This window comes from Paraburkholderia sp. PAMB 6770 (genome assembly GCF_057748135.1).
This window is the reverse complement of record NZ_CM173238.1, coordinates 99,485-120,242: the sequence shown is the minus strand read 5'-3', so window position 1 is coordinate 120,242 and position 20,758 is coordinate 99,485. Positions and strand designations below refer to the sequence as shown.

The window sequence follows — 20,758 nt, the reverse complement described above, 5'->3', positions numbered from 1 at the left end:
CAATGTCACACGTTGAAATGCTGCATCGAAGATGTGTGACAGATCAGTCACACTAGCGTTGCGATACTAGTGACCACTCTGTAACATGTCAAGGTGTCTGTCAGAAAAACCTAGGTCATGATGCGACGCAACGAAGTTATCCGACCGGCCGCGCCCCGGCGCGCACAAACCGCGGCACGCGACGCGCAAGAGCACCTGCTGCGCGCGGCCGGCGAGCTGTTCTACCGGGAAGGCGTCCACACAGTGGGCGTCGACGCGGTGGTCGAGCGGGCCGGCGTGAACAAGATGAGCCTGTACCGGCAGTTCTCGTCCAAGGACGAACTCGTGCTCGCGTATCTGGCGCGCAAGAACGAGCAGTTCTTCGGCTATGTGGAAGCAAGCTTCGCCCGGCACCCGGGCGCGCCGGCGCGCCAGCTTCTGCAGTTCTTCGAGGATCTCGCCGCACGGGCGTCCGCGCACGCGTATCGCGGCTGTCCGTTCGTCAATGTGGCGGTCGAGTTTCCGGACGCGTCGCACGCGGCGCGCCAGTACGTTGCGGCGAACAAGGCGCGGCTGCACGCGCGTCTCGCGGGACTCGCGGCGGACGCGCGCGCGGACGATCCGGCTGCGCTCGCGGACGCGCTCGGGTTGCTGATCGAAGGCGTGTACGCCGCGAGCCAGACCTACGGGCCCGGCTGCGGCCCGATCCTGGCCGCGCCGCGGGTCGCGGCGCAGCTGATCGCGGCAGCCTGTCCGGACGCGCCGCTCGTCGGGGTCGCCGGTACGCCGCCGCACGCGACGCCCGGCGTCGAAGCGGCGCCGCCCCGACGTGCCGGGCGCGAAAAAGGGCACGACGGCTGACGTGCTGAATCTGCCGAACCTGCCGAACCTGCCGAACCTGCCGAACCTGCCGAATCTGCCGAATCTGCCGAATCTGCCGAATCTGCCGAATCTGCCGAATCTGCCGAATCTGCCGAACACGCCGATAAAATGACGCTTTCCGCCAGCGGACCCGCCATGCCGTCCTCTTCCGATTCCGCCGCGATCCTCGACGCGACCCGCCACTGGCTGACCCGCGCAGTGATCGGCCTGAACCTGTGCCCATTCGCGAAAGCCGTCTACGTGAAGGAGCAGATCTGCTACGTGATCAGCGAAGCAACCGATCTGACAGGTGTCCTCAGCGATCTCGAAACCGAGCTGCACACGCTCGTACAAGCCGATCCCGCGCACATCGACACAACCCTGCTGATCGTGCCGCACGCGCTCGCCGACTTTCTCGCATTCAACGACAGCCTGTATTTCGCCGAGCGACTGCTGCGCCAACTCGGGCTCGAAGGCGAATTGCAGATTGCGAGTTTTCACCCGCACTACCAGTTCGACGGAACGGAAGCGGACGACATCGAGAACTACACGAATCGCGCGCCGTATCCGATCCTGCATCTGCTGCGCGAAGCGAGCATCGACCGCGCGGTCGACGCATTCCCGGACGCGGCCGACATCTACGAGCGCAATCAGGACACGCTGCGCCGGCTCGGCCTCGCCGGCTGGCGCCGCTGGATGAGCACGCGCGCCGACGGATAACGCGCACCCAGCCGCTCAGGCTTCGGCGACGCCGCTGAAAAATCGCTCGCGCAATTCGTCGAGGCCGAGCGTCTGCAGGATTTCGTCGAGCCGCTGCGCGGCGCGCCGCCGCGGCAAATCCTTGTATTGCGCGATAATGAGTTCGTTCTTCAGCGAATGCTCCCAGCCGACCAGCTCGGTCACGCTGACCTGGTAGCCATGCGCTTCAAGCTGCAGACAGCGCAGCACGTTGGTGATCTGGCTGCCGAATTCGCGCGTATGCAGCGGATGACGCCAGATCTCGGCAAGCGCATGGCCGAGCGACTTCCCCTTGTTCTTGCGCAGCACGCCCGCCACCTCCGCCTGGCAGCAGGGCACCAGCACGATGTACTGTGCGCGTTTGTGCAGTGCGAAGCGGATGGCGTCGTCGGTCGCCGTGTTGCACGCGTGCAGCGCAGTGACGACGTCCACCTGCGCCGGCAACTGCGTGGACGTGATCGAGTCCGCAACCGACAGATTCAGGAACGACATCCCGCGAAAACCCAGCCGCGCCGCGAGTGCCTCGGCGCTCGTCACCAGCGCTTCGCGCGTCTCGATGCCGTAGATGTGCGAATGATCCTGCTGCTCCTTGAAAAACAGGTCGTAGAGGATAAAACCTAGATAGGACTTGCCCGCGCCGTGATCGACCAGCGTCAGATCGGGCCGCGCGGATTTCAGGTCTTTGAGCAGCGGCTCGATGAACTGGAACAGGTGATAGACCTGCTTCAGCTTGCGGCGGCTGTCCTGATTCATCTTGCCGTCGCGCGTGAGGATGTGCAGCTCTTTCAGCAGCTCGACGGACTGGTTGGGACGGACTTCGTAAGTTTTGCTGGACATCGCGAAGACCGCCGCCGATCGCTCATGGAACGTGCGACAGGCGACGGAAGAAGAAAAAAGTGTCTGTCAGTTTACCCAAAGCGCGGCATCCGCATCGACTGTTTGCCGCGCAAGGCCCGAAAACGGCGCGGCTGGAATGCTTCCTGCTCGGACAGGCGTGCGCGCAATGCCGCAAGCGGCGCGCCGCCGGAAGTCGTCCCGGCAAGGCCTGTGGCATAAGGCCCGGCGGGCGCCGACCGCGACCCGCCGCGCCATGTACGCAGGCGAGCCGGAAACGTGTGGGGAGGACGCACCCGGAACAAGGGTGCGAACGTTACGTAACCTGACAGTGCGCCGCGATCTCAACCGGAAGCGCGCTCAGAGAAAAGATGAGGCGGCAATGGATGCGATACCGAACGGCAAAGCCGAACAGAAGTTTCAGGAATTGCTGGCGAAGCTGACCGCTACGCCCGCATGGACGGAAAAGCAGCAACTCGAACTCGAAATGGCGCGCGACATTTCGGTGGAGATGCTGCGGCTGGCGGAGCTGATGCGCGACGGCAACGCCGACCTCGAAACCTGCCTGACCTTGCTCAAATACGCGAAGGTGCTCGACTTCGTGATGACGACGCTCGCATCGCGGCGCGACATCAAGCCGCAAACGCTGCGGGTCATCTTCAAGCTCGCGGGGCTGAAGATCGACGAGGCCTATCCGGGTTGAACGCCGGGTTGAACGCCGGGTCGACCTACGCGCTGAACGGAGGGGGCGACGCGAAGCCGGCCGCCCTGCCGCGGCGTTCTTGCGGACCGACCGGCGTGCGTGCGTGCGCGGCCAGTCCGCTGTCCGGCTTGCCGCCCCCCTCACCCATCCGGCGCGCCCATAAATAGACCAAAAAGTCCAGAATCGACAAGGTGAGCGTGATACGCGCTCACCGCGCGCCGACGCGCAGCCGCCACAGCGACGTCACCTCCGCCGCGCGCGCCGCGTGCAGCGGATCCGACGCGTCGGCCGCCTTCGGGTGCCTCGGCCGGATATCCTCTCGCCCCGCCACCACCAGGCCGGCCGCGGCAATCGCATCGAGCAGGAACGCGCGGGTGCGCAAGCCCAGATGCTCGGCGAAGTCCGACAGGATCAGCCAGCCTTCGCCATCGGGCGTCAGATGGGCGGGCAGTCCGTTCAGGAATCCCAGCAGCATCCGGCTATCCATGTCGAATACCGCATGCTCGACCGGCGACGCCGGCCGCGCCGGCACCCACGGGGGATTGCAGACGACGAGCGGCGCGCATCCCGCCGGGAACAGATCGGCTTCGACGACATCGACCTGCGCCGACAGACCGAGCCGCGCGAGATTCTCGCGCGCGCACGCCAGCGCGCGCGGATCCTGGTCCGTCGCAACGATATGCTTCACGCCGCGCCGCGCGAGAATCGCGGCGAGCACGCCGGTGCCCGTACCGATATCGAACGCCCGCTCCAGCGACGGCAGCGGCACACGCGCGACGAGATCGAGATACTCGCCCCGCACCGGAGAAAAGACCCCGTAGTACGGGTGAATGCGTGCGCCGAGCGCGGCGATCTCCACCCCTTTGCTGCGCCATTCGTGCGCGCCGATCAGCCCTTGCAACTCCCGCAGCGATACGGCCGACGCCTCCCCATCCGGCGGCCCGTAGACCTCGGTGCACGCCTCGCGCACGTCGGGCGCGCGGCGCAAGGCAATGCCGTAGTCGCCGTCGAGCGGGATGAGCAGCATGCCGAGCGTGCGGGCACGCTGCGACTGCGCCTGGCGGTGCTGGTGAAAGGCGTCGGTGGGCGTTGCGGCAGGCTTGCGGGGACGGCGATCGACACGGCGCGACATCGCCTGGAGAAGCTGGCGCGCATTCTGGAAATCGCCCTGCCACAGCAAGGCGGTCCCCTCGCAGGCGAGCCGGTAGGCGGCGTCCGCCGTCATCCGGTCGTCGGCCGGCACGACGCGCCGCGGCGGCGGCACTGCCGCTTCGGAGCGCCAGCGGAGCGTGCGCGGGCCATCGGCATCGGGCCAGGTGAGGGTGGGAGCGGGCGCGGAAATGGGAGTCATCGGACAGAGAGCGGGGGTTCGACATATCGGGCATATCGAACAGGGCTACATGGTACCCGAACCCTTGGGCCGGGTAGCGGCGGGGAGCGTCTTGGCCTATAATCCCACGCTGATTTGCCCCCTTAGCTCATTTGGTAGAGCACTTGACTTGTAATCATGAGGTGGTCTGTTCGAATCAGACAGGGGGCACCAGAAATGCAACGGGCTACGCAAGATTTGCGTAGCCCGTTTTGTTTTTGAAACCGTCTGAAGAACCGCCCGCCCGTCAGATCACTTGACGACCTTCAGATGCCCCCGGCCCGGCCCTTTCGAGCCGTCTTCGCCGGGACCGCGCGCGGACGCGGTATTCCCCGCGTCGGCACCGGCCGCCGGTTGCGCGTCCTCAGCGGGGGCCGCCGCGACGCCTTCGGGCGCGGCGGACACGTCTTCCGCGCTATCGTCCGCGCCGGAATCGGTGGCCTCGCCGCCTGCGGACTCGACCGGAAACGCCATGCCCTGACCGTTCTCCCGCGCGTAGATCGCCAGCACGTTGGCCACCGGCACTTCGATCTTGTGTGCCTTGCCGGAAAACCGCGCGCTGAACTCGATCCATTCGTTGCCCATCTGCAACTGGCTGGTCGCCTCGAAACTGACGTTCAGCACGATCTCGTTGTCGCGCACGAACTGGCGCGGCACGCGCGTGTGATTGTCGACCCGCACGGCGATGTGCGGCGTGTAGCCGTTGTCCGTGCACCACTCGTAGAGCGCGCGCAGCAGATACGGCTTGGTGGAGATTTCTTGCATCAACAGTCCTCTCAGAGGGGCGCAGACTCCGTCTCAGTCCGCCGGATACCGCCGGATCGTGCGCGAGTCCCGCCGCCCTCAAGCCACACTCAACGACGCATCACCTTTTCCGACGGGGTCAGCGCTTCGATATAAGCCGGGCGGCTGAAAATACGCTCCGCGTACTTCATCAGCGGCGCCGCATTCTTCGACAGCTCGATGCCGTAATGGTCGAGGCGCCACAGCAGCGGGGCGATCGCGACGTCGAGCATCGAGAACTCTTCGCCGAGCATGTACTTGTTCTTCAGGAAAATCGGCGCCAGCTGCGTGAGGCGGTCGCGGATCGCGAGGCGCGCCTTCTCGTGATTCTTCTCGGCCGCCTTGCCCTTCTCGTTCTCGAGCGTCGCCACGTGCACGAACAGTTCTTTCTCGAAGTTCAGCAGGAACAGCCGCGCGCGGGCGCGCTGCACCGGATCGGCCGGCATCAGCTGCGGGTGCGGGAAGCGTTCGTCGATGTATTCGTTGATGATGTTCGATTCGTACAGAATCAGGTCGCGTTCGACGAGAATCGGTACCTGCCCATACGGATTCATCACGGCGATGTCTTCTGGCTTGTTGAACAGGTCGACGTCGCGAATTTCGAAATCCATGCCCTTTTCGAACAGCACCAGCCGGCAACGCTGGGAGAACGGGCACGTCGTGCCGGAATACAGAACCATCATGTTTGCGTTTCCTCAAAAAGCTGAAGGGCCAGCACACGGAAAAACCGTCCAGCGGGTCTTTCCTTGCGCTGGCCCCACGCCAGTCACGGCGTGATTATTTGATATCTTTCCAGTACGCGGCGTTCAATCGCCAGGCGCAGAAGCTCAGGATGCCGAGAAACAGCAGCACCCACACGCCGACACGGTGACGCGTCTGCTTCGTCGGCTCGGCCATCCAGGCCAGGTACGACACGAGGTCGGCCACAGACGAATCATAATCTACCCGCGAGAGCTTCCCCGGCGTGACCTGCTGGTAGCCGACGAACTTGCGCACCTTTTCCCCGGTTTCTTCGTCGACTTCGTCCTCGAACTTCGCCGTGCGCTCCCCCTGAAGCTGCCACAGCACATTCGGCATGCTGACATTCTGGAACACGAGATTGTTCCAGCCCGTCGGCCGCGTATCGTCCCGGTAGAAGCTGCGCAGATACGTGTACAGCCAGTCCTTGCCCCGCGCCCGCGCCTCCACCGACAGATCCGGCGGCGCCGCCCCGAACCACGCTTTCGCATCGCTCGGCTGCATGGCTACCGTCATCGTGTTGCCGATTTTATCGGTCGTGAAAAGCAGGTTTGCCTGAATTTCCTGCGGCGAAATGCCAAGTTCGGTCAATTCGCTGTAGCGCATCAGGCTCGCACTGTGGCAATTCAGGCAGTAGTTTACAAACATTCTGGCGCCACGCTGCAAGGACGCGAGATTGTCGGCGTTATCGGGCGCGCGGTCGAGCGGAAAACTGTCGTCGGCCCATGCCGGCGCCGCGCAGAGCGCGAGCGCGACAGTCAGCACCGCGACCCCGCAGCACACGAGCCGGGAAAGCATCGTTTTCATGTCCGTGTCTCCTTGGCTCGCAGTTAATGGGGCTTGTAGCGCACCCGCTCGGGCGGTTCCTTGAAGGTGCCGAGCGGCGTCCAGAAAGGCATGCCGAGGAAGAACGCGAAATACAGCAGCGCGCAGACCTGCGCGATCAGCGTCGCCGCGGGCGAAACCGGCCGCGTGCCGAGGAAGCCGAGCGTCAGGAAGGCGATGACGAAAATCGCGTAAAACACCTTGTGGAAAAACGGCCGGTAGCGGATCGACTTGACCGGCGAGCGGTCGAGCCACGGCAGGAAGAACAGCGAAAGCACCGCGCTGCCCATCACGACGACGCCCCAGAACTTCGACTGGGTCACGTACATCGCAACGATCACCAGCACCGCCAGCACCGGCAGTCCCACCCGCCACTTGCCGCGCGCGCGCACGAGCGCAAGCAGTCCGAGCAGCGCGACGACGATCATCAGCACGATCTTGAACGGGTCGGTGGTCGCGCGCAGCATCGCGTAGAAGGCGGTGAAGTACCACACCGGCGAAATCTCCGGCGGCGTCTGCAGCGGATTGGCGGGAATGAAGTTGTTCGCTTCGAGGAAATAGCCGCCCATCTCCGGCGCGAAGAACACGATGGCCGCGAAAATCAGCAGGAAGATGCACACGCCCATGAAGTCGTGCACCGAGTAGTACGGATGGAATGGAATGCCGTCGAGCGGAATGCCGTTTTCGTCCTTCTTCGCCTTGATCTCGATGCCGTCGGGATTGTTCGAGCCCACTTCGTGCAGCGCGACGATGTGCGCGAACACGAGACCGAGCAGCACCAGCGGAATCGCGATCACGTGAAACGCGAAGAAGCGGTTCAGCGTGACGTCCGACACGACGTAGTCGCCGCGAATCCACAGCGACAGGTCCGGGCCGATGAACGGAATCGCCGAGAACAGGTTGACGATCACCTGCGCGCCCCAGAACGACATCTGGCCCCACGGCAGCAGATAGCCGAAGAACGCCTCGGCCATCAGGCACAGGAAGATCGCGCAGCCGAAGATCCACACCAGTTCGCGCGGCTTGCGGTACGAGCCGTACAGCAGCCCGCGGAACATGTGCAGGTACACGACGACGAAGAACAGCGAAGCGCCGGTCGAATGCATGTAGCGGATCAGCCAGCCCCACGGCACCTCGCGCATGATGTACTCGACCGACGCGAACGCGAGCGTCGAGTCGGGCTTGTAGTTCATCGTGAGGAAGATGCCCGTGACGATCTGGTTCACCAGCACGAGCAGCGCGAGCGAGCCGAAGAAGTACCAGAAGTTGAAGTTCTTCGGCGCGTAGTACTCGGACACGTGCTTCTTCCACGTCGCCGTCATCGGGAAACGGCGGTCGATCCAGCCGGCCAGCCCGGTTGTCTCCACTTCGTGTTCGAGCGCCATCACGCTTCTCCTTTCTCGTCCTTGCCGATCACGACCTGGGTATCCGACGTGAACATGTAGGGCGGAATGTCCAGGTTCTGCGGCGCGGGCTTGTTCTTGAAGACGCGGCCGGCCAGATCGTAGGTCGAGCCGTGGCAGGGGCACAGAAAGCCGCCGGGCCAGTCGTCCGGCAGATTCGGTTGCGGACCTTCCTGAAAGCGCGGCGTCGGCGTGCAGCCGAGATGCGTGCAGACCGCCACGGCGACGAGGACGTTCTTGTGATCGGGCCGCGAGCGGTACTCGTTGTTGCAGTACGCCGGCAACGGCATCGAGAAGGGATGTTCGGTGTGAGGATCGGCGACTTCGCTGTCGGCCTTGCGCACGTCGGCGAGCATGCGATCGGTGCGGTTCAGGATCCAGACCGGCTTGCCGCGCCAGGCGACCGTCATGAGTTCGCCGGGCTTCAGGTTGCTGATGTCGGCCTCGACCGGCGCGCCGGCCGCCTTGGCCTTTTCGGATGGTGCAAACGAACTAACGAAGGGAACGACGGTGGCGACGCCTCCAATGCCACCCGCTACGGACGTCGCAATCAGCCAGGTACGGCGGCTGCTGTCGACGGGCTCATCGTCTTTGTCTCGCATCACACGCCCCACTTCTGAGTTGGATTTTTCCCGCACGTTGCGCTACCGACGCTAGTTTGCGCGAATGGAGTTGGCATTTACAAGGCCCGAATGCCAAAAAGACCCGGAAGTCATTGATATCCAAGGGTTTTCCCGCAGCCACAGGCGATGCGTCGGGAATGTTTATTAAGCGTCCCCTGTGAATTCAATGCATTTCGCCGCCCGCTCAATTTCGCCGCCCGCTCAGACCGGATTATGAATATCGATAAAAAGATGCTCGATATCGAATGCTTCCGAAAGATGCGCACCGAGCGCCTGCACGCCGAAGCGCTCGGTCGCGTGGTGGCCGGCGGCGAGAAACGCGACGCCGCTCTCGGCCGCCACATGCATCGTCGGCTCCGACACCTCGCCGGTCAGAAAGACGTCCGCTCCGGCGTCGATTGCCGCGTCGAAGTAGCCTTGCGCGGCGCCGGTGCACCACGCGACGCGACGCAGCTCCGCATCCCGGTCGCCGAACACGAGCGGCGCGCGCCCGAGCGTCTGCTCGACTTCGGCCGAGAAGTGTTCGAGCGTGATCGGCACGGGCAGCGTCGTCATCCAGCCAAGATCCTGTTCGCCGAAGCGCGCGTCGGCGATCCAGCCGAATTTCTGGCCGATCTGCGCGTTGTTGCCGAATTCCGGATGGTCGTCGAGCGGCAGGTGATACGCGAAGAGGTTCAGATCGTTGGCGAGCAGCAGCCGCAGACGCTGGTATTTGCGGCCCGTGATCTGCGGCGCCTCGTTGCGCCAGAAGTAGCCGTGATGGACCAGCACCGCGTCGGCGCCCCATTCGAGCGCGGCCTCCAGAAAGGCCTGCGAAGCGGTCACGCCCGTCGCGATCCGGCTGACCTTGCGCCGCCCCTCGACTTGCAGCCCGTTCGGGCAGTAGTCCTTGAAGCGGCCGGTTTCCAGCACTTTGTTCAAGTACAATTCAAGTTCGATCCGATCCATATAACCCTCTGATTTTCAGATGCTTAGACGCTTCTGGCTGTTATTTGCCCAGGCGGTCACGGTGCTGTTGGCGCTGATGTTCATCATTGCGACACTCAAGCCGCAATGGCTGCAGCATCAGGGTCAGTTCGGCAAGCAACTGGCCGAACCGATCGTTGCGTTGCGGGAGGTGGCGCCCGGGATCGGCGGCCGCGCGCAGGCGGAGGCGTCGTACGCCGACGCCGCCGAGAAAGCCTCGCCCGCTGTCGTCAACGTATTCTCGAGCAAGGACGGCACGCCGCCCGACCCGCGGGCGAAAGACCCGCTGTTCCGCTACTTCTTCGGCAAGCGCAAGAACGGCCGCCACGAACAGGAAGAGCCCGCCACCAACCTCGGTTCCGGCGTCATCGTGAGCCCTGAAGGTTACATTCTAACGAACCAGCACGTGATCGACGGCGCGGACCAGATCGAAATCTCGCTCGCCGACGGCCGCACGACCACCGCGAAGGTCGTCGGTGTGGACCCGGAAACCGACCTGGCCGTACTGAAGGTCAGCCTGCCGAACCTGCCGTCGATCACGCTGGGACGCATGGATCAGACCCGCGTCGGCGACGTGGTGCTTGCGATCGGCAACCCGTTCGGCGTCGGACAGACGGTAACGATGGGCATCGTCAGCGCGCTCGGCCGCAATCACCTCGGCATCAATACGTTCGAGAACTTCATCCAGACGGATGCGGCGATCAACCCCGGCAATTCGGGCGGTGCGCTCGTCGACGTGCGCGGCAACCTGCTCGGCATCAACACGGCGATCTACTCGCGCTCGGGCGGCTCGCTCGGCATCGGCTTTGCCATTCCGGTGTCGACCGCGCGCAGCGTGCTGGAAAGCATCATCACCACCGGCACCGTCACGCGAGGCTGGATCGGCGTGGAGCCGCAGGACGTCACGCCGGAAATTGCCGAATCGTTCGGGCTCGACGAGGACACGGGCGCCATCGTCGCGGGCGTGCTGAAGAACGGGCCGGCGGACCGCGCCGGCATCCGGCCGGGCGACGTGCTGTTGAGCGTGGACGGCCAGGACATCACCGACACCACGCGGCTGCTGAACCTGATCGCGCAGATCAAGCCGGGCAGCATCGCGAAGATCCATCTGGAGCGCAAAAACCGCCCGATGGACGTTGACGTGCTGATCGGCAAACGTCCGCCCCCGCCCAAGCCGTCGCCGGACGACAGTCAGGATCAGGGCGACGACGGCGGCTGACGCGCCAGCGGCGGCCGCTGGCGCGGGCCGCACGGGCGTCTAGCTCGCCGGCTGTTCTTCCTCGTCATCGGCTTCGCGCGATTTGCCGACGAACAGCCGTGCCGCGATGATCCCGGCCTCGTACAGCACGATCAGCGGCAGCGCGAGGATCAGTTGCGAGAAAACATCGGGCGGCGTGACGACTGCCGCGACGATAAACGCGCCGACCACCACATACGGCCGTATCTGCCGGAGCTTCTTCACGGTGAGCAGGCCCATGCGCACCAGCAGCACCACGACGATGGGCACCTCGAACGTGACCCCGAACGCGAGGAACATGGTCAGCACGAAGCTCAGGTAGTTGTCGATGTCCGTGTTCATCGCCGCGCCGAGCGGCGCGTTGTAGTGCGCCATCACGCGGAAGATCGTCGGAAACACGACGAAGTACGCGAATGCCATCCCGCACAGGAACAGCGAGTAGCTGGTCGCGACGAGCGGCCCGACCAGCTTCTTCTCGTGCTGGTAGAGCCCGGGCGCGATGAACGCCCAGATCTGGTACAGCACGAACGGCAGCGCGATCACGAACGCGACCAGCATCGTCACTTTCATCGGCACGAAGAACGAGCCGGTGACGTCGGTGACGATCAGCTTGCCGTTGCTCGGCAGGTTCATCATCAGCGGGCGCGCGAGCAGGCGGAATATCTCGGGCGCCCAGTAGACGAGGCCGAGAAACACCACGATCACGGCGATGCCGGCGCGGATGATGCGGTCGCGGAGTTCGACGAGATGGGAGATGAAGGTCTCTTCAGTCCCTTCGTCCTGGTTGTTCTGGGGGTCGCTCACACCGGCCCTCGGTAGAAGATTGGCGCCAGGGTCATCAGAAGAAGCGCGTTGGCCGGCGCAACGACACCGGCGTATGACGCGCGACGCGCGCGGCACCCGACAGCACATGCGTGCGGCGCGCGGTCGCCCGCTTGTACCAGACCGGCGCGGCGGCTTGCCGCACGCGCCAGTTCTTGCGCCGGGCGGACGCCGCGGCCGGACTGCGCCACGACGCCGTGTCCGGGCCGCCGCCGTCCGCCGCGCTGCCGTCCGCGAGGCTCGGCGTCACCGACGTCCCCGCGTTCCACGCGTCGTTCAGCTCGGCTTCGTGCTTGCGCAGGTTGTCGTGAATGGTGTTTTCGACGTTGCTCGCGGCCGTCTCGAAGTCTTTCTTCATGCGCCGCAGTTCGTCGAGCTCGATTTCGCGCGTCACCTCGGCCTTCACGTCGTTGATGTAGCGCTGCGCGCGCCCGAACAGCGCGCCGGCGGTGCGCGCGACGCGCGGCAGCCGCTCCGGCCCGAGCACGACCAGCGCTACGACGCCGATCAGCGCCATCTTGGTGAGACCGAGGTCCAGCATGAAGTCGCCCCGTCAGTACGCGTGTTGCACGCGGCTTAGCGGTAATCGCCCGAGCGCGTGGTCTTTTCCTTGGCCTCGACGTCGACCGTGTTGCTGTCGCGCGGCAACGGCTGCGGGGGCGCTTCCGGCGCCGGCGTTTCCGCCTCCTTCATCCCCTCCTTGAAGCCCTTCACCGCGCCACCGAGATCCGAGCCGATATTGCGCAGCTTTTTCGTGCCGAACACCAGTGCCACGATCAGCAGAACAATCAGCCAGTGCCAAATACTCAACGAACCCATGACTACTCTCCTTAACCCCGCCGTCGCCCTTCGAACGCGGCGAACTTCTGCGCCTTGCGGCTGGAATCGAGACCTGGAAGCCTCGGCTATGCGCTGCCGCTACGGCGGCCTGCGGCCGCCCCGTTCACCCCATGCGCTGCCACGGACGCGGGCCCGCCAGCAAGTGCGCATGCAGGTGATACACCTCCTGCCCGCCCCCCGGCCCGGTATTGATCACCGTGCGAAAGCCGGTTTCGCCGCCCGTGTACGCGACGCCGAGCTGCTCGGCCAGACGCGCAACCAATACAAGCATTCTACCAAGCAGCGGAGCGTCGCTTTCGCCGCAATTCGACAGCGTGGCGATGTGCTTGCGCGGAATCACGAGCACATGGGTGTCGGCAGCCGGACGGATGTCGCGGAAGGCGACGAACTCATCGTCCTCGTGCACGCGGGTGGACGGAATCTCGCCGGCGGCAATCTTGCAGAAGAGACAATTCGGGTCGTGGCTCATGATGGTCCTGAAACGCAAGCGGGCAATCCGCCCCGGCGGCCGGCGCGCTCAGAACCACGCGCGCGGCTTCAGCAGCGGCTTGTTGTCGTACAAATACAGCCAGCCCTTGATGATACGGTACAACATCCAGATTCCGACAGCCCAGAGGATCGGAATTCCGATCACCACGAAAAACAGCAGGCCGCCGATCAGGTAGCCCAGTATGCTCCACCAGAACGTGCGCATCTGCCACTGGAAGTGCGCTTCGTACGGCGTGCCGGCGACGTCGGATCGTTTCACATAATTGATGATGATCGCAATCAGTACCGACACCCCGCCGGTCAGCCAGTAGACCGCATAGAGCGCATAGACGATGTGCGTGAGGGTGCGCAGGCTGCGCTCCCGCTCGGATTCGAGCGCGTTGCGGTACGACGGCGGCGGATATTCTCCCTGCGACTGTTCCATCCCTGCATCCTCCTCGATCAGACGGGTGACACCGTACCGCCGCGCGGCGGTCAATCGCCGTTCTGCTCGCGCTCGCGGCTCTTGCGCAGCGCCTTTTCCTCGATGCCCGACAGACCCTCGCGCCGTTCGAGCTCGCTCAGCACATCCGCCGGGCCCAGATCGAAATGCGACAACATGACGAGGCAGTGAAACCAGAGATCGGCCACTTCGCCGACCAGCGCGGACGGCGCGCCGCCCTGGCGGACGTCCTTGGCGGCCAGCACGACTTCGGTCGCCTCTTCGCCGATCTTCTTGAGCACCGCGTCGTCGCCCTTGTGGAACAGGCGCGACACGTACGAGACGTCCGGATCGCCGCCCTTGCGGCTGTCGATAACGGCTGCGAGGCGCAGCAGCGTGTCCTGCGTGGTGTCCGACATGGCGCTCATTTGTAGATGTGTTCGGGGTCTTTCAGCACCGGATCCACCGCGACCCAACGGCCGTCGTCGACGGTGCCTTCGAATTTCTGGAAAAAGCAGGAATGGCGGCCGGTGTGGCACGCGATGCCCGAGACCTGCTCGACCTTGAGCAGCACGACGTCCTCGTCGCAGTCGAGGCGCACTTCGTGCACGTGCTGCACGTGGCCGGACTCCTCGCCCTTGAACCACAGGCGCTGGCGCGAGCGCGAGAAGTACACCGCGCGTCCCGTCTCGATCGTCTTCGACAGCGCCTCGCGGTTCATCCATGCGAACATCAGCACGTCGTTGCTCGCTGCTTCCTGCGCGATCACCGGCACGAGGCCGCTCGCGTCCCACTTTACCTTGTCGAGCCAGTCGACGGCTGCCGGATTCACCACGTCACACCCTCACCGAAATGCCCTGGCCGGCCATGAAGCGCTTGGCTTCGCCGACCGTATGCTCGCCATAATGGAAGATGCTCGCGGCCAGCACTGCGTCCGCGTGCCCCAACGTGATGCCGTCCGCGAGATGCTGCAGCGAGCCGACCCCGCCGGATGCGATCACCGGCACCGGCACGGCGTCCGACACCGCGCGCGTGAGCGCGAGGTCGAAGCCGCTTTTCGTGCCGTCGCGGTCCATGCTGGTGAGCAGGATTTCGCCCGCGCCCAGCGACGCCATCCGGCGGGCCCACTCGATTGCGTCGAGCCCGGTCGGCTTGCGCCCGCCATGCGTGAACACTTCCCAGCGCGACGGCTCGCCGTTGGCCGACACGCGCTTGGCGTCGATCGCGACCACGATGCACTGCGAGCCGTATTTGTCCGTCGCGTCGCGCACGAGCTGCGGATTCGCGACCGCCGACGAGTTCATGCTGATCTTGTCGGCCCCCGCGTTCAGCAGACGGCGCACGTCCTCGACCGCGCGCACGCCGCCGCCGACCGTGAGCGGAATGAAAACCTGCGACGCGACCGCCTCGATGATCGGCAGGATCAGGTCGCGCTGGTCGGACGTTGCGGTGATGTCGAGGAACGTGAGCTCGTCGGCGCCCTGCTCGTCGTAGCGGCGCGCGATCTCGACCGGGTCGCCCGCATCGCGCAGTTCGACGAAGTTGACGCCCTTCACCACGCGGCCGGCCGTGACGTCGAGACAGGGGATGATGCGTTTAGCTAGAGCCATGATGTTGCCAATCTTGCCAGTACCGCTGATAAGGCCGCCCGCGCGCGGGGCGGCGCGATGGCGGCGCGTTGCTCTGCCCGGGGCGCGCCGGCCCGGGCGAGCGCGCTGCGGCGCACACGGCGCCCCATGAGCGCGTCATGCGTCGTCGGATTCGCGCAGTTTGTCGGCGAGCGCCTGCGCGGCCTGAAAATCGAGGTCGCCCGAGTAGATCGCGCGGCCGCAGATCACGCCTTCGATACCTTCCACCTCGACCTCGCACAGCGATTCGATATCGGCCATATTCGACAGCCCGCCGCTCGCGATCACCGGAATCTTCACCGCGCGCGCGAGGCGCACCGTCGCGTCGATGTTGATACCCTGCAGCATGCCGTCGCGGCCGATGTCCGTGTAGATGATCGCCTCGCAGCCGTAATCCTCGAACTTGCGCGCGAGATCGGCCACTTCGTGGCCGGTGAGCTTGCTCCAGCCGTCGGTTGCGACCTTGCCGTCCTTCGCGTCGAGGCCCACGATGATGTGGCCGCCGAACGCGGTGCACGCGTCCTGCAGAAACCCCGGATTCTTCACCGCGGCCGTACCGATGATCACGTAGGACAAGCCGTCGTCCAGATAGCGCTCGATCGTATTCAGGTCGCGAATGCCGCCGCCCAGCTGCACCGGCACCTCGCCGCCGACCTCCTGGATGATCGCGCGGATCGCATCCTCGTTTTTCGGCTTGCCGGCGAACGCGCCGTTCAGGTCGACCAGATGCAGGCGCCGGGCGCCGCGGTCGACCCAATGCCGGGCCATGGCCGCCGGTTCCTCGGAAAAAATCGTCGCCTGGTCCATGTCGCCCTGTTTCAGGCGTACACATTGACCATCTTTCAGGTCGATGGCGGGAATCAGCAGCATAGCAATCGGGTGTTATCAGGGAATCGGGTTTAGGGTTTGCGGGCGCCGCCGCGGCGGGTAGCCTTGCTGGCGCGCCGTTCCGCTAGTTTAGTACAACTCTTTCAGGCGCCTGGCGGGGATGAAGCGCGCGCCGGCGATGCGAAGCCGGAGCGCGCGCAGGTTCACGGATTCCAGTGAACGAAGTTGCGGTATACGCGCAACCCCGCGTCGGCGCTCTTTTCCGGGTGAAATTGGGTCGCGAAGATGTTATCCCGCGCCACCGTGCACGTAAAGGGCACGCCATAAAGGGTCTCGCCCGCCGTATGCGCGGGATTGTCGGGCACCACGTAGTAACTGTGCACGAAATAAAAAAAGCTTTCGTCGGCGATGCCGTCCCACAGCGGATGCGGCTGCGTCTGGCGCACGCGGTTCCAGCCCATTTGCGGCACCTTGAAGCGCGAGCCGTCGTCCTGCAGCCGGCCTTCGAGTTCGAAACGCACCACCTTGCCGGGCAACAGGCCGAGACCGCGCGTGTCGCCTTCGGCGCTCCAGTCGAACAGCATCTGCTCGCCGACGCACACGCCCATCAGCGGCTTGCTGCGCGACGCTTCGATGACCGCTTCCTGCAGGCCCGACGCGGCGAGACTGCGCATGCAGTCGGGCATCGCGCCCTGGCCGGGCAGCACGACGCGATCCGCCGCGCGGATCGCCTGCGGCGCGTCGACGATCGCCACGTCCGCCTCCGGAGCCGCCTTCCTCAACGCCTGGGCGACCGAGCGCAGGTTGCCCATTCCGTAATCCACAATCGCAATCGAAGTTTTCATTTCAAGTTAGGCAGTAACGCCTTCAGACCGTCGACGATGAATTCCACCGCCAGCGCCGACAACATCAAACCCATGAGCCGCGTGCCGATATTGATGCCGGTGCGACCGACCCAGCGCGCGATCGGCTCCGCGAGCCGCAGCGCGCCGAAGCAGATCGCCGCCAGCACCGCGCCGATCGCGATCAGCCCCGCGCGGTCGTACCAGTGCGGCGAGCCCGCCGCATAGACGATCACCGTGCTGATGGTGCCCGGCCCGGTCAGCAGCGGAATCGCGAGCGGCACCACGGCGATGCTGTCCTTCTGCTCGGCCTCGTCGCGCTCTTCCGGCGTTGCGCGGCTGTTGCCGATCTGCGCATTCAGCATGTTGACGGCCATCAGCAGCATGATGATCCCGCCGCCGACCTGCAGCGACCCCACCGAAATGCCGAAGAACCCGATGATCTGCTGCCCGAGCAGCGCCGTGAGCGCGATCACGCAGAACACCGAGATCGCCGCGGTCCGGATCGTCCGGCGCCGCTCGGCGTCGGATTGCTGCCCGGTGAGGCTCATGAAGAACGGTATCGCGCCGACCGGATTGATCAACGCCAGCAGCGAGATGAACGACTTGAGGATATCCATCGCAAGCGGGGCGCGCGTGCCGCGTGCCCTCCGGTTCGCCCTGCCTACAGCGTGCCCTTGGTGGACGGAATCTGGCCGGCCGCGCGTTCGTCCAGCTCGACCGCCATGCGCAGCGCCCGGCCGAATGCCTTGAACACGGTCTCCATCTGATGATGGGCGTTCAGGCCGCGCAGGTTGTCGATATGAAGCGTGACGCCGGCATGGTTCACAAAGCCGCGGAAGAATTCGATCGACAGGTCGACGTCGAACGTGCCGATGCGCGCGCGCGTGAACGGCACGTGGAATTCGAGCCCCGGACGGCCCGAAAAATCGATCACGACGCGCGACAGCGCCTCGTCGAGCGGAACGTACGCATGCCCGTAGCGGCGGATGCCCTTCTTGTCGCCGACCGCCTTCGCCACCGCCTGGCCGAGCGTGATGCCGACGTCTTCGACCGTATGATGATCGTCGATATGCAGGTCGCCATGCGCTTCGATATCCATATCGATCAGGCCATGCCGCGCGATCTGGTCGAGCATGTGATCGAGAAACGGCACACCGGTCGCAAGCTTCTGCTTGCCGGTGCCGTCCAGGTTGATCTTGATACGGATTTGCGTTTCGCTCGTATCGCGAACGACTTCCGCCTGGCGCATGGTCAATCCTCGAATCTGACTAGACATTCTGATGAAGGGGGGAAAGCGTGGCTGCGGCGCGCGCCTCAGCGCAGCACCAGTTGCAGCGCGGCGAGCAATTGCGTGTTCTCTTCAGGGGAACCGACCGTCAGACGTACGCAATTCTCCAGCAATGGATGCATTTTACTCACGTTTTTGATCAATACCCGGGCCATCAGCAAGGTTTCGAACAGCACCGACGCATCCGGCACGCGCACCAGCAGGAAATTGCCCGCGCTCGGGAATACCTCGGCGCCCGGCAGCCGGCCGATCGCCTGCGCGAGCTTCGCGCGCTCGTCGCGCAGCTGCGCGGCCTGGGCATCGAGCACGTCGACGTGATCGAGCAGGAAATCCGCGGTGGCCTGCGTGAGGACGTTGATGTTGTACGGCGGGCGCACCTTGTCGAACTCGGTCAGCCAGGCCGCGCGCCCGGCCAGGTAGCCGAGCCGGATGCCCGCGAGCCCGAGCTTGGACACCGTGCGCATCACGACGACGTTGTCGAACGCGTCGGCGCGCGGCAGCCAGCTTTGCTGCGCGAACGGCTGGTACGCCTCGTCGATCACGACGAGGCTGCGCTGCGCTGCGGCGATCACACGCTCGATGTCCGCATCGTCGAACAGCGTGCCTGTCGGATTGTTCGGATAGGCGAGGTAAATGACGGCTGGCTCGTGTTCGTCGATCGCCGCGAGCATCGCGTCGGTATCGAGCGTGAAATCGGCCGCGAGCGGCACGCCGACGAACTCCAGATGCGCGAACTTCGCCGACATCTGATACATGACGAAACCCGGCACCGGCGCGAGCACCTTGGCCCCCGGCTTCGCGCACGCCATCGCGATCATGCTGATGATTTCGTCCGAGCCGTTGCCGAGCAGCACCTCGCAGGCGGCGGGCACCTGCATCACGCGCTTGAGCTTGTCGATGAGCGCCTGCGGCCGCGGCGCCGGATAGCGGTTCAGCGCGACGCCCGCGAGCCGCTCGCCGAGCCGGGCGGCGAGCGCCGCCGGCAGCGCGAAGGGGTTTTCCATCGCGTCGAGCTTCAGCAGGCCCGTTGCGTCCGGCACCGGATAGCTCGTCATTGCGAGGACATCCGGGCGAATGATGTCTTGAGGTTTCGTCATGGGTCGGCGCACCGGGCCGCTGCCGGCGCCGGTCTTGCTGGGGCGGTGCGCGCACCGCCCGGGTTGGGTCGGGGACTCGCGTATCGGGCCGCCGGGCGGCGCGACGCGCGTCGTCAGCCCGTCTGTTTCATGCGGAATTCCGCGCTGCGGGCGTGCGCCTGCAGGCCTTCGCCATAGGCGAGTTCCGCGGCGATCTCGCCGAGCGTCTGCGCACCTTCCGCGCTCACTTCGATCACGCTCGAACGCTTGAAGAAATCATAGACGCCGAGCGGCGACGAGAAACGTGCGGTACGCGACGTTGGCAGCACATGGTTCGGGCCGGCGCAGTAGTCGCCGAGGCTCTCGCTCGTATAGCGGCCGAGGAACATCGCGCCCGCGTGGCGGATCTGGCTCGCCCATTGATGCGGCTCCAGCGCGGAGATTTCGAGGTGCTCCGGCGCGATGTCGTTGGCGATCGCGCAGGCTTCGGTCATGTCGCGCACCTTGATCAGCGCGCCGCGCCCTTCGAGCGACGCCCGAATCACGTCCCGGCGCGGCATCGCCGGCAGCAGTTCGTCGATGGCCTCGCGCACGCGGCCGATGAACGCCTCGTCCGGACACAGCAGGATCGACTGCGCGAGTTCGTCGTGCTCGGCCTGCGAGAACAGGTCCATTGCGACCCAGCGCGGATCGGTGGTGCCGTCGCACAGCACGAGGATCTCGGAGGGCCCGGCGATCATGTCGATGCCGACCGTGCCGAACACGCGGCGCTTCGCGGCCGCGACATACGCGTTGCCGGGGCCGCAGATCTTGTCGACCGCGGGCACCGTTTCGGTGCCGTAGGCGAGCGCGGCCACCGCCTGTGCGCCGCCGATCGTGAACACGCGATCGACGCCGCCAAGCAGCGCCGCCGCCAGCACGAGCGGATTCTTCGTGCCGTCCGGCGTGGGCACGACCATCACGATCTCGCGCACGCCGGCCACCCGCGCGGGAATCGCGTTCATCAGCACCGACGACGGATACGCCGCCTTGCCGCCCGGCACGTAGATGCCGGCGCGATCGAGCGGCGTCACCTTCTGGCCGAGCACCGTGCCGTCCGCCTCGGTGTATTGCCAGCTATGGCTGCCGCACTCGATGCGCTGCTTCTCGTGGTAGCCGCGCACGCGCGCGGCCGCTGCCTCGAGCGCCGCGCGGCGGCGCGGGTCGAGGCCTTCGAGCGCGGCTTCGAGTTCGGCCATCGGCAGTTCGAGCGCGGCGACGCTGCGCGCGGCGAGCCGGTCGAAACGGTTCGTGTATTCGAGCACCGCGGCATCGCCGCGCGCCTTCACGTCGCCGAGAATCTGCGCGACCGCGCGCTCGATCGCCTCGTCCTCGCTCGCCTCGAACGCGAGCACCGCGCGCAGCGCCGGCTGGAAACCGGCAGCGGCGGAATCGAGTGTGCGAATCTTGATAGACATGCTGA

The 20,758-nt window shown here is 65.3% G+C and carries 27 protein-coding genes and 1 tRNA gene; 6 read left to right on the top strand and 22 right to left on the bottom strand.

Going from position 1 to position 20,758, the window contains the following annotated elements; genetic code table 11:
• Positions 1 to 117 precede the first annotated feature (117 nt).
• Genes AC3AP7_RS00670 through AC3AP7_RS00660 form a run of 3 tightly spaced genes read left to right on the top strand, consistent with a single transcriptional unit; the run spans position 118 to position 1,560 of the window.
• A complete protein-coding gene (locus tag AC3AP7_RS00670; protein ID WP_475766619.1) occupies positions 118 to 840 on the top strand; it encodes a TetR/AcrR family transcriptional regulator in 723 nt (240 codons plus the stop codon).
• 1 nt (position 841) lies between these two features.
• Positions 842 to 973, top strand: coding sequence for a hypothetical protein (locus AC3AP7_RS00665; protein WP_475766621.1), 132 nt, complete (start codon positions 842 to 844; stop codon positions 971 to 973).
• 23 nt (positions 974 to 996) lie between these two features.
• Complete coding sequence (locus AC3AP7_RS00660; RefSeq protein ID WP_475766623.1) at positions 997 to 1,560, top strand: DUF1415 domain-containing protein; 564 nt, start codon at positions 997 to 999, stop codon at positions 1,558 to 1,560.
• Positions 1,561 to 1,575: 15 nt separating this feature from the next.
• Here the strand turns inward: AC3AP7_RS00660 and AC3AP7_RS00655 are convergent, their stop codons facing one another.
• On the bottom strand, positions 1,576 to 2,415 hold the full coding sequence (locus AC3AP7_RS00655; RefSeq protein WP_475766625.1) for a class I SAM-dependent methyltransferase: 840 nt from the start codon (positions 2,413 to 2,415) through the stop codon (positions 1,576 to 1,578).
• A 379-nt stretch (positions 2,416 to 2,794) separates the two neighbouring features.
• Here AC3AP7_RS00655 and AC3AP7_RS00650 point away from each other — a divergent pair, with 379 nt between their 5' ends.
• Entirely contained in the window at positions 2,795 to 3,115 is a 321-nt protein-coding gene (locus tag AC3AP7_RS00650; RefSeq protein ID WP_475767856.1) for a DNA-binding protein, read from the top strand.
• Between the two features lie 208 nt (positions 3,116 to 3,323).
• Here AC3AP7_RS00650 and AC3AP7_RS00645 read toward each other — a convergent pair whose 3' ends face one another.
• On the bottom strand, positions 3,324 to 4,457 hold the full coding sequence (locus tag AC3AP7_RS00645; protein WP_475767858.1) for a methyltransferase: 1,134 nt from the start codon (positions 4,455 to 4,457) through the stop codon (positions 3,324 to 3,326).
• Between the two features lie 125 nt (positions 4,458 to 4,582).
• Between AC3AP7_RS00645 and AC3AP7_RS00640 the strand changes: the two genes are divergently transcribed.
• A tRNA-Thr gene (locus AC3AP7_RS00640) sits at positions 4,583 to 4,658 on the top strand.
• 78 nt (positions 4,659 to 4,736) lie between these two features.
• On the opposite strand, the gene AC3AP7_RS00635 is transcribed toward AC3AP7_RS00640, so the two are convergent.
• The 6 genes from AC3AP7_RS00635 to AC3AP7_RS00610 form a co-directional block, all read right to left on the bottom strand.
• The gene (locus AC3AP7_RS00635) at positions 4,737 to 5,249 is read right to left on the bottom strand and encodes a ClpXP protease specificity-enhancing factor (RefSeq protein ID WP_475766627.1); all 513 of its coding nucleotides are present in this window, start codon (positions 5,247 to 5,249) and stop codon (positions 4,737 to 4,739) included.
• Positions 5,250 to 5,338: 89 nt separating this feature from the next.
• Positions 5,339 to 5,950: a glutathione S-transferase N-terminal domain-containing protein gene (locus AC3AP7_RS00630; RefSeq protein WP_475766629.1), complete on the bottom strand. Its 612-nt coding sequence runs from the start codon at positions 5,948 to 5,950 to the stop codon at positions 5,339 to 5,341.
• A gap of 94 nt (positions 5,951 to 6,044) precedes the next feature.
• A complete protein-coding gene (locus tag AC3AP7_RS00625; protein ID WP_475766631.1) occupies positions 6,045 to 6,812 on the bottom strand; it encodes a cytochrome c1 in 768 nt (255 codons plus the stop codon).
• A gap of 23 nt (positions 6,813 to 6,835) precedes the next feature.
• The gene (locus AC3AP7_RS00620; protein WP_475766632.1) at positions 6,836 to 8,215 is read right to left on the bottom strand and encodes a cytochrome b; all 1,380 of its coding nucleotides are present in this window, start codon (positions 8,213 to 8,215) and stop codon (positions 6,836 to 6,838) included.
• Positions 8,215 to 8,835, bottom strand: a complete 621-nt coding sequence (gene petA / locus AC3AP7_RS00615) for a ubiquinol-cytochrome c reductase iron-sulfur subunit (RefSeq protein ID WP_475766634.1) — start codon at positions 8,833 to 8,835, stop codon at positions 8,215 to 8,217. Before petA ends, AC3AP7_RS00620 begins: the two co-directional genes overlap by 1 nt.
• 222 nt (positions 8,836 to 9,057) lie before the next feature.
• Positions 9,058 to 9,804, bottom strand: coding sequence for a Nif3-like dinuclear metal center hexameric protein (locus AC3AP7_RS00610; RefSeq protein WP_475766636.1), 747 nt, complete (start codon positions 9,802 to 9,804; stop codon positions 9,058 to 9,060).
• A 19-nt stretch (positions 9,805 to 9,823) separates the two neighbouring features.
• On the opposite strand from AC3AP7_RS00610, the gene AC3AP7_RS00605 reads away from it, so the two are divergent.
• Entirely contained in the window at positions 9,824 to 11,041 is a 1,218-nt protein-coding gene (locus AC3AP7_RS00605; RefSeq protein WP_475766638.1) for a Do family serine endopeptidase, read from the top strand.
• A 39-nt stretch (positions 11,042 to 11,080) separates the two neighbouring features.
• Here AC3AP7_RS00605 and tatC read toward each other — a convergent pair whose 3' ends face one another.
• From tatC to hisD, 14 genes are all read right to left on the bottom strand, one after another.
• Positions 11,081 to 11,863 (bottom strand): twin-arginine translocase subunit TatC, encoded by a 783-nt coding sequence (tatC, locus tag AC3AP7_RS00600; RefSeq protein WP_475766640.1) that lies wholly within the window; start codon positions 11,861 to 11,863, stop codon positions 11,081 to 11,083.
• A 34-nt stretch (positions 11,864 to 11,897) separates the two neighbouring features.
• Positions 11,898 to 12,422, bottom strand: coding sequence for a Sec-independent protein translocase protein TatB (gene tatB, locus AC3AP7_RS00595; RefSeq protein WP_475766642.1), 525 nt, complete (start codon positions 12,420 to 12,422; stop codon positions 11,898 to 11,900).
• Between the two features lie 35 nt (positions 12,423 to 12,457).
• Complete coding sequence (gene tatA, locus AC3AP7_RS00590) at positions 12,458 to 12,700, bottom strand: Sec-independent protein translocase subunit TatA (protein ID WP_475766644.1); 243 nt, start codon at positions 12,698 to 12,700, stop codon at positions 12,458 to 12,460.
• Positions 12,701 to 12,824: 124 nt separating this feature from the next.
• On the bottom strand, positions 12,825 to 13,190 hold the full coding sequence (locus AC3AP7_RS00585) for a histidine triad nucleotide-binding protein (RefSeq protein ID WP_475766646.1): 366 nt from the start codon (positions 13,188 to 13,190) through the stop codon (positions 12,825 to 12,827).
• A 48-nt stretch (positions 13,191 to 13,238) separates the two neighbouring features.
• Entirely contained in the window at positions 13,239 to 13,634 is a 396-nt protein-coding gene (locus tag AC3AP7_RS00580) for a DUF4870 family protein (protein ID WP_475766648.1), read from the bottom strand.
• A 50-nt stretch (positions 13,635 to 13,684) separates the two neighbouring features.
• Positions 13,685 to 14,050, bottom strand: coding sequence for a phosphoribosyl-ATP diphosphatase (locus AC3AP7_RS00575; protein WP_475766649.1), 366 nt, complete (start codon positions 14,048 to 14,050; stop codon positions 13,685 to 13,687).
• A 5-nt stretch (positions 14,051 to 14,055) separates the two neighbouring features.
• Entirely contained in the window at positions 14,056 to 14,466 is a 411-nt protein-coding gene (gene hisI / locus AC3AP7_RS00570) for a phosphoribosyl-AMP cyclohydrolase (protein ID WP_475766651.1), read from the bottom strand.
• Between the two features lies 1 nt (position 14,467).
• Positions 14,468 to 15,241, bottom strand: a complete 774-nt coding sequence (gene hisF, locus AC3AP7_RS00565; RefSeq protein WP_475766653.1) for an imidazole glycerol phosphate synthase subunit HisF — start codon at positions 15,239 to 15,241, stop codon at positions 14,468 to 14,470.
• Between the two features lie 135 nt (positions 15,242 to 15,376).
• A complete protein-coding gene (gene hisA, locus AC3AP7_RS00560) occupies positions 15,377 to 16,129 on the bottom strand; it encodes a 1-(5-phosphoribosyl)-5-[(5-phosphoribosylamino)methylideneamino]imidazole-4-carboxamide isomerase (RefSeq protein WP_475766656.1) in 753 nt (250 codons plus the stop codon).
• A gap of 161 nt (positions 16,130 to 16,290) precedes the next feature.
• Positions 16,291 to 16,932: an imidazole glycerol phosphate synthase subunit HisH gene (gene hisH / locus AC3AP7_RS00555; RefSeq protein WP_475766658.1), complete on the bottom strand. Its 642-nt coding sequence runs from the start codon at positions 16,930 to 16,932 to the stop codon at positions 16,291 to 16,293.
• Complete coding sequence (locus AC3AP7_RS00550) at positions 16,929 to 17,549, bottom strand: MarC family protein (RefSeq protein ID WP_475766660.1); 621 nt, start codon at positions 17,547 to 17,549, stop codon at positions 16,929 to 16,931. The genes hisH and AC3AP7_RS00550 overlap by 4 nt, the downstream gene beginning before the upstream one ends.
• A 44-nt stretch (positions 17,550 to 17,593) precedes the next feature.
• Positions 17,594 to 18,181 carry an imidazoleglycerol-phosphate dehydratase HisB gene (gene hisB / locus AC3AP7_RS00545; protein WP_475766662.1) on the bottom strand — a complete coding sequence of 196 codons (588 nt, stop codon included), beginning with the start codon at positions 18,179 to 18,181 and terminating at the stop codon, positions 17,594 to 17,596.
• Positions 18,182 to 18,246: 65 nt separating this feature from the next.
• Positions 18,247 to 19,317, bottom strand: a complete 1,071-nt coding sequence (gene hisC, locus AC3AP7_RS00540) for a histidinol-phosphate transaminase (protein ID WP_475766664.1) — start codon at positions 19,315 to 19,317, stop codon at positions 18,247 to 18,249.
• Between the two features lie 113 nt (positions 19,318 to 19,430).
• Positions 19,431 to 20,753 (bottom strand): histidinol dehydrogenase, encoded by a 1,323-nt coding sequence (gene hisD / locus AC3AP7_RS00535; RefSeq protein WP_475766666.1) that lies wholly within the window; start codon positions 20,751 to 20,753, stop codon positions 19,431 to 19,433.
• Between the last annotated feature and the right edge of the window lie 5 nt (positions 20,754 to 20,758).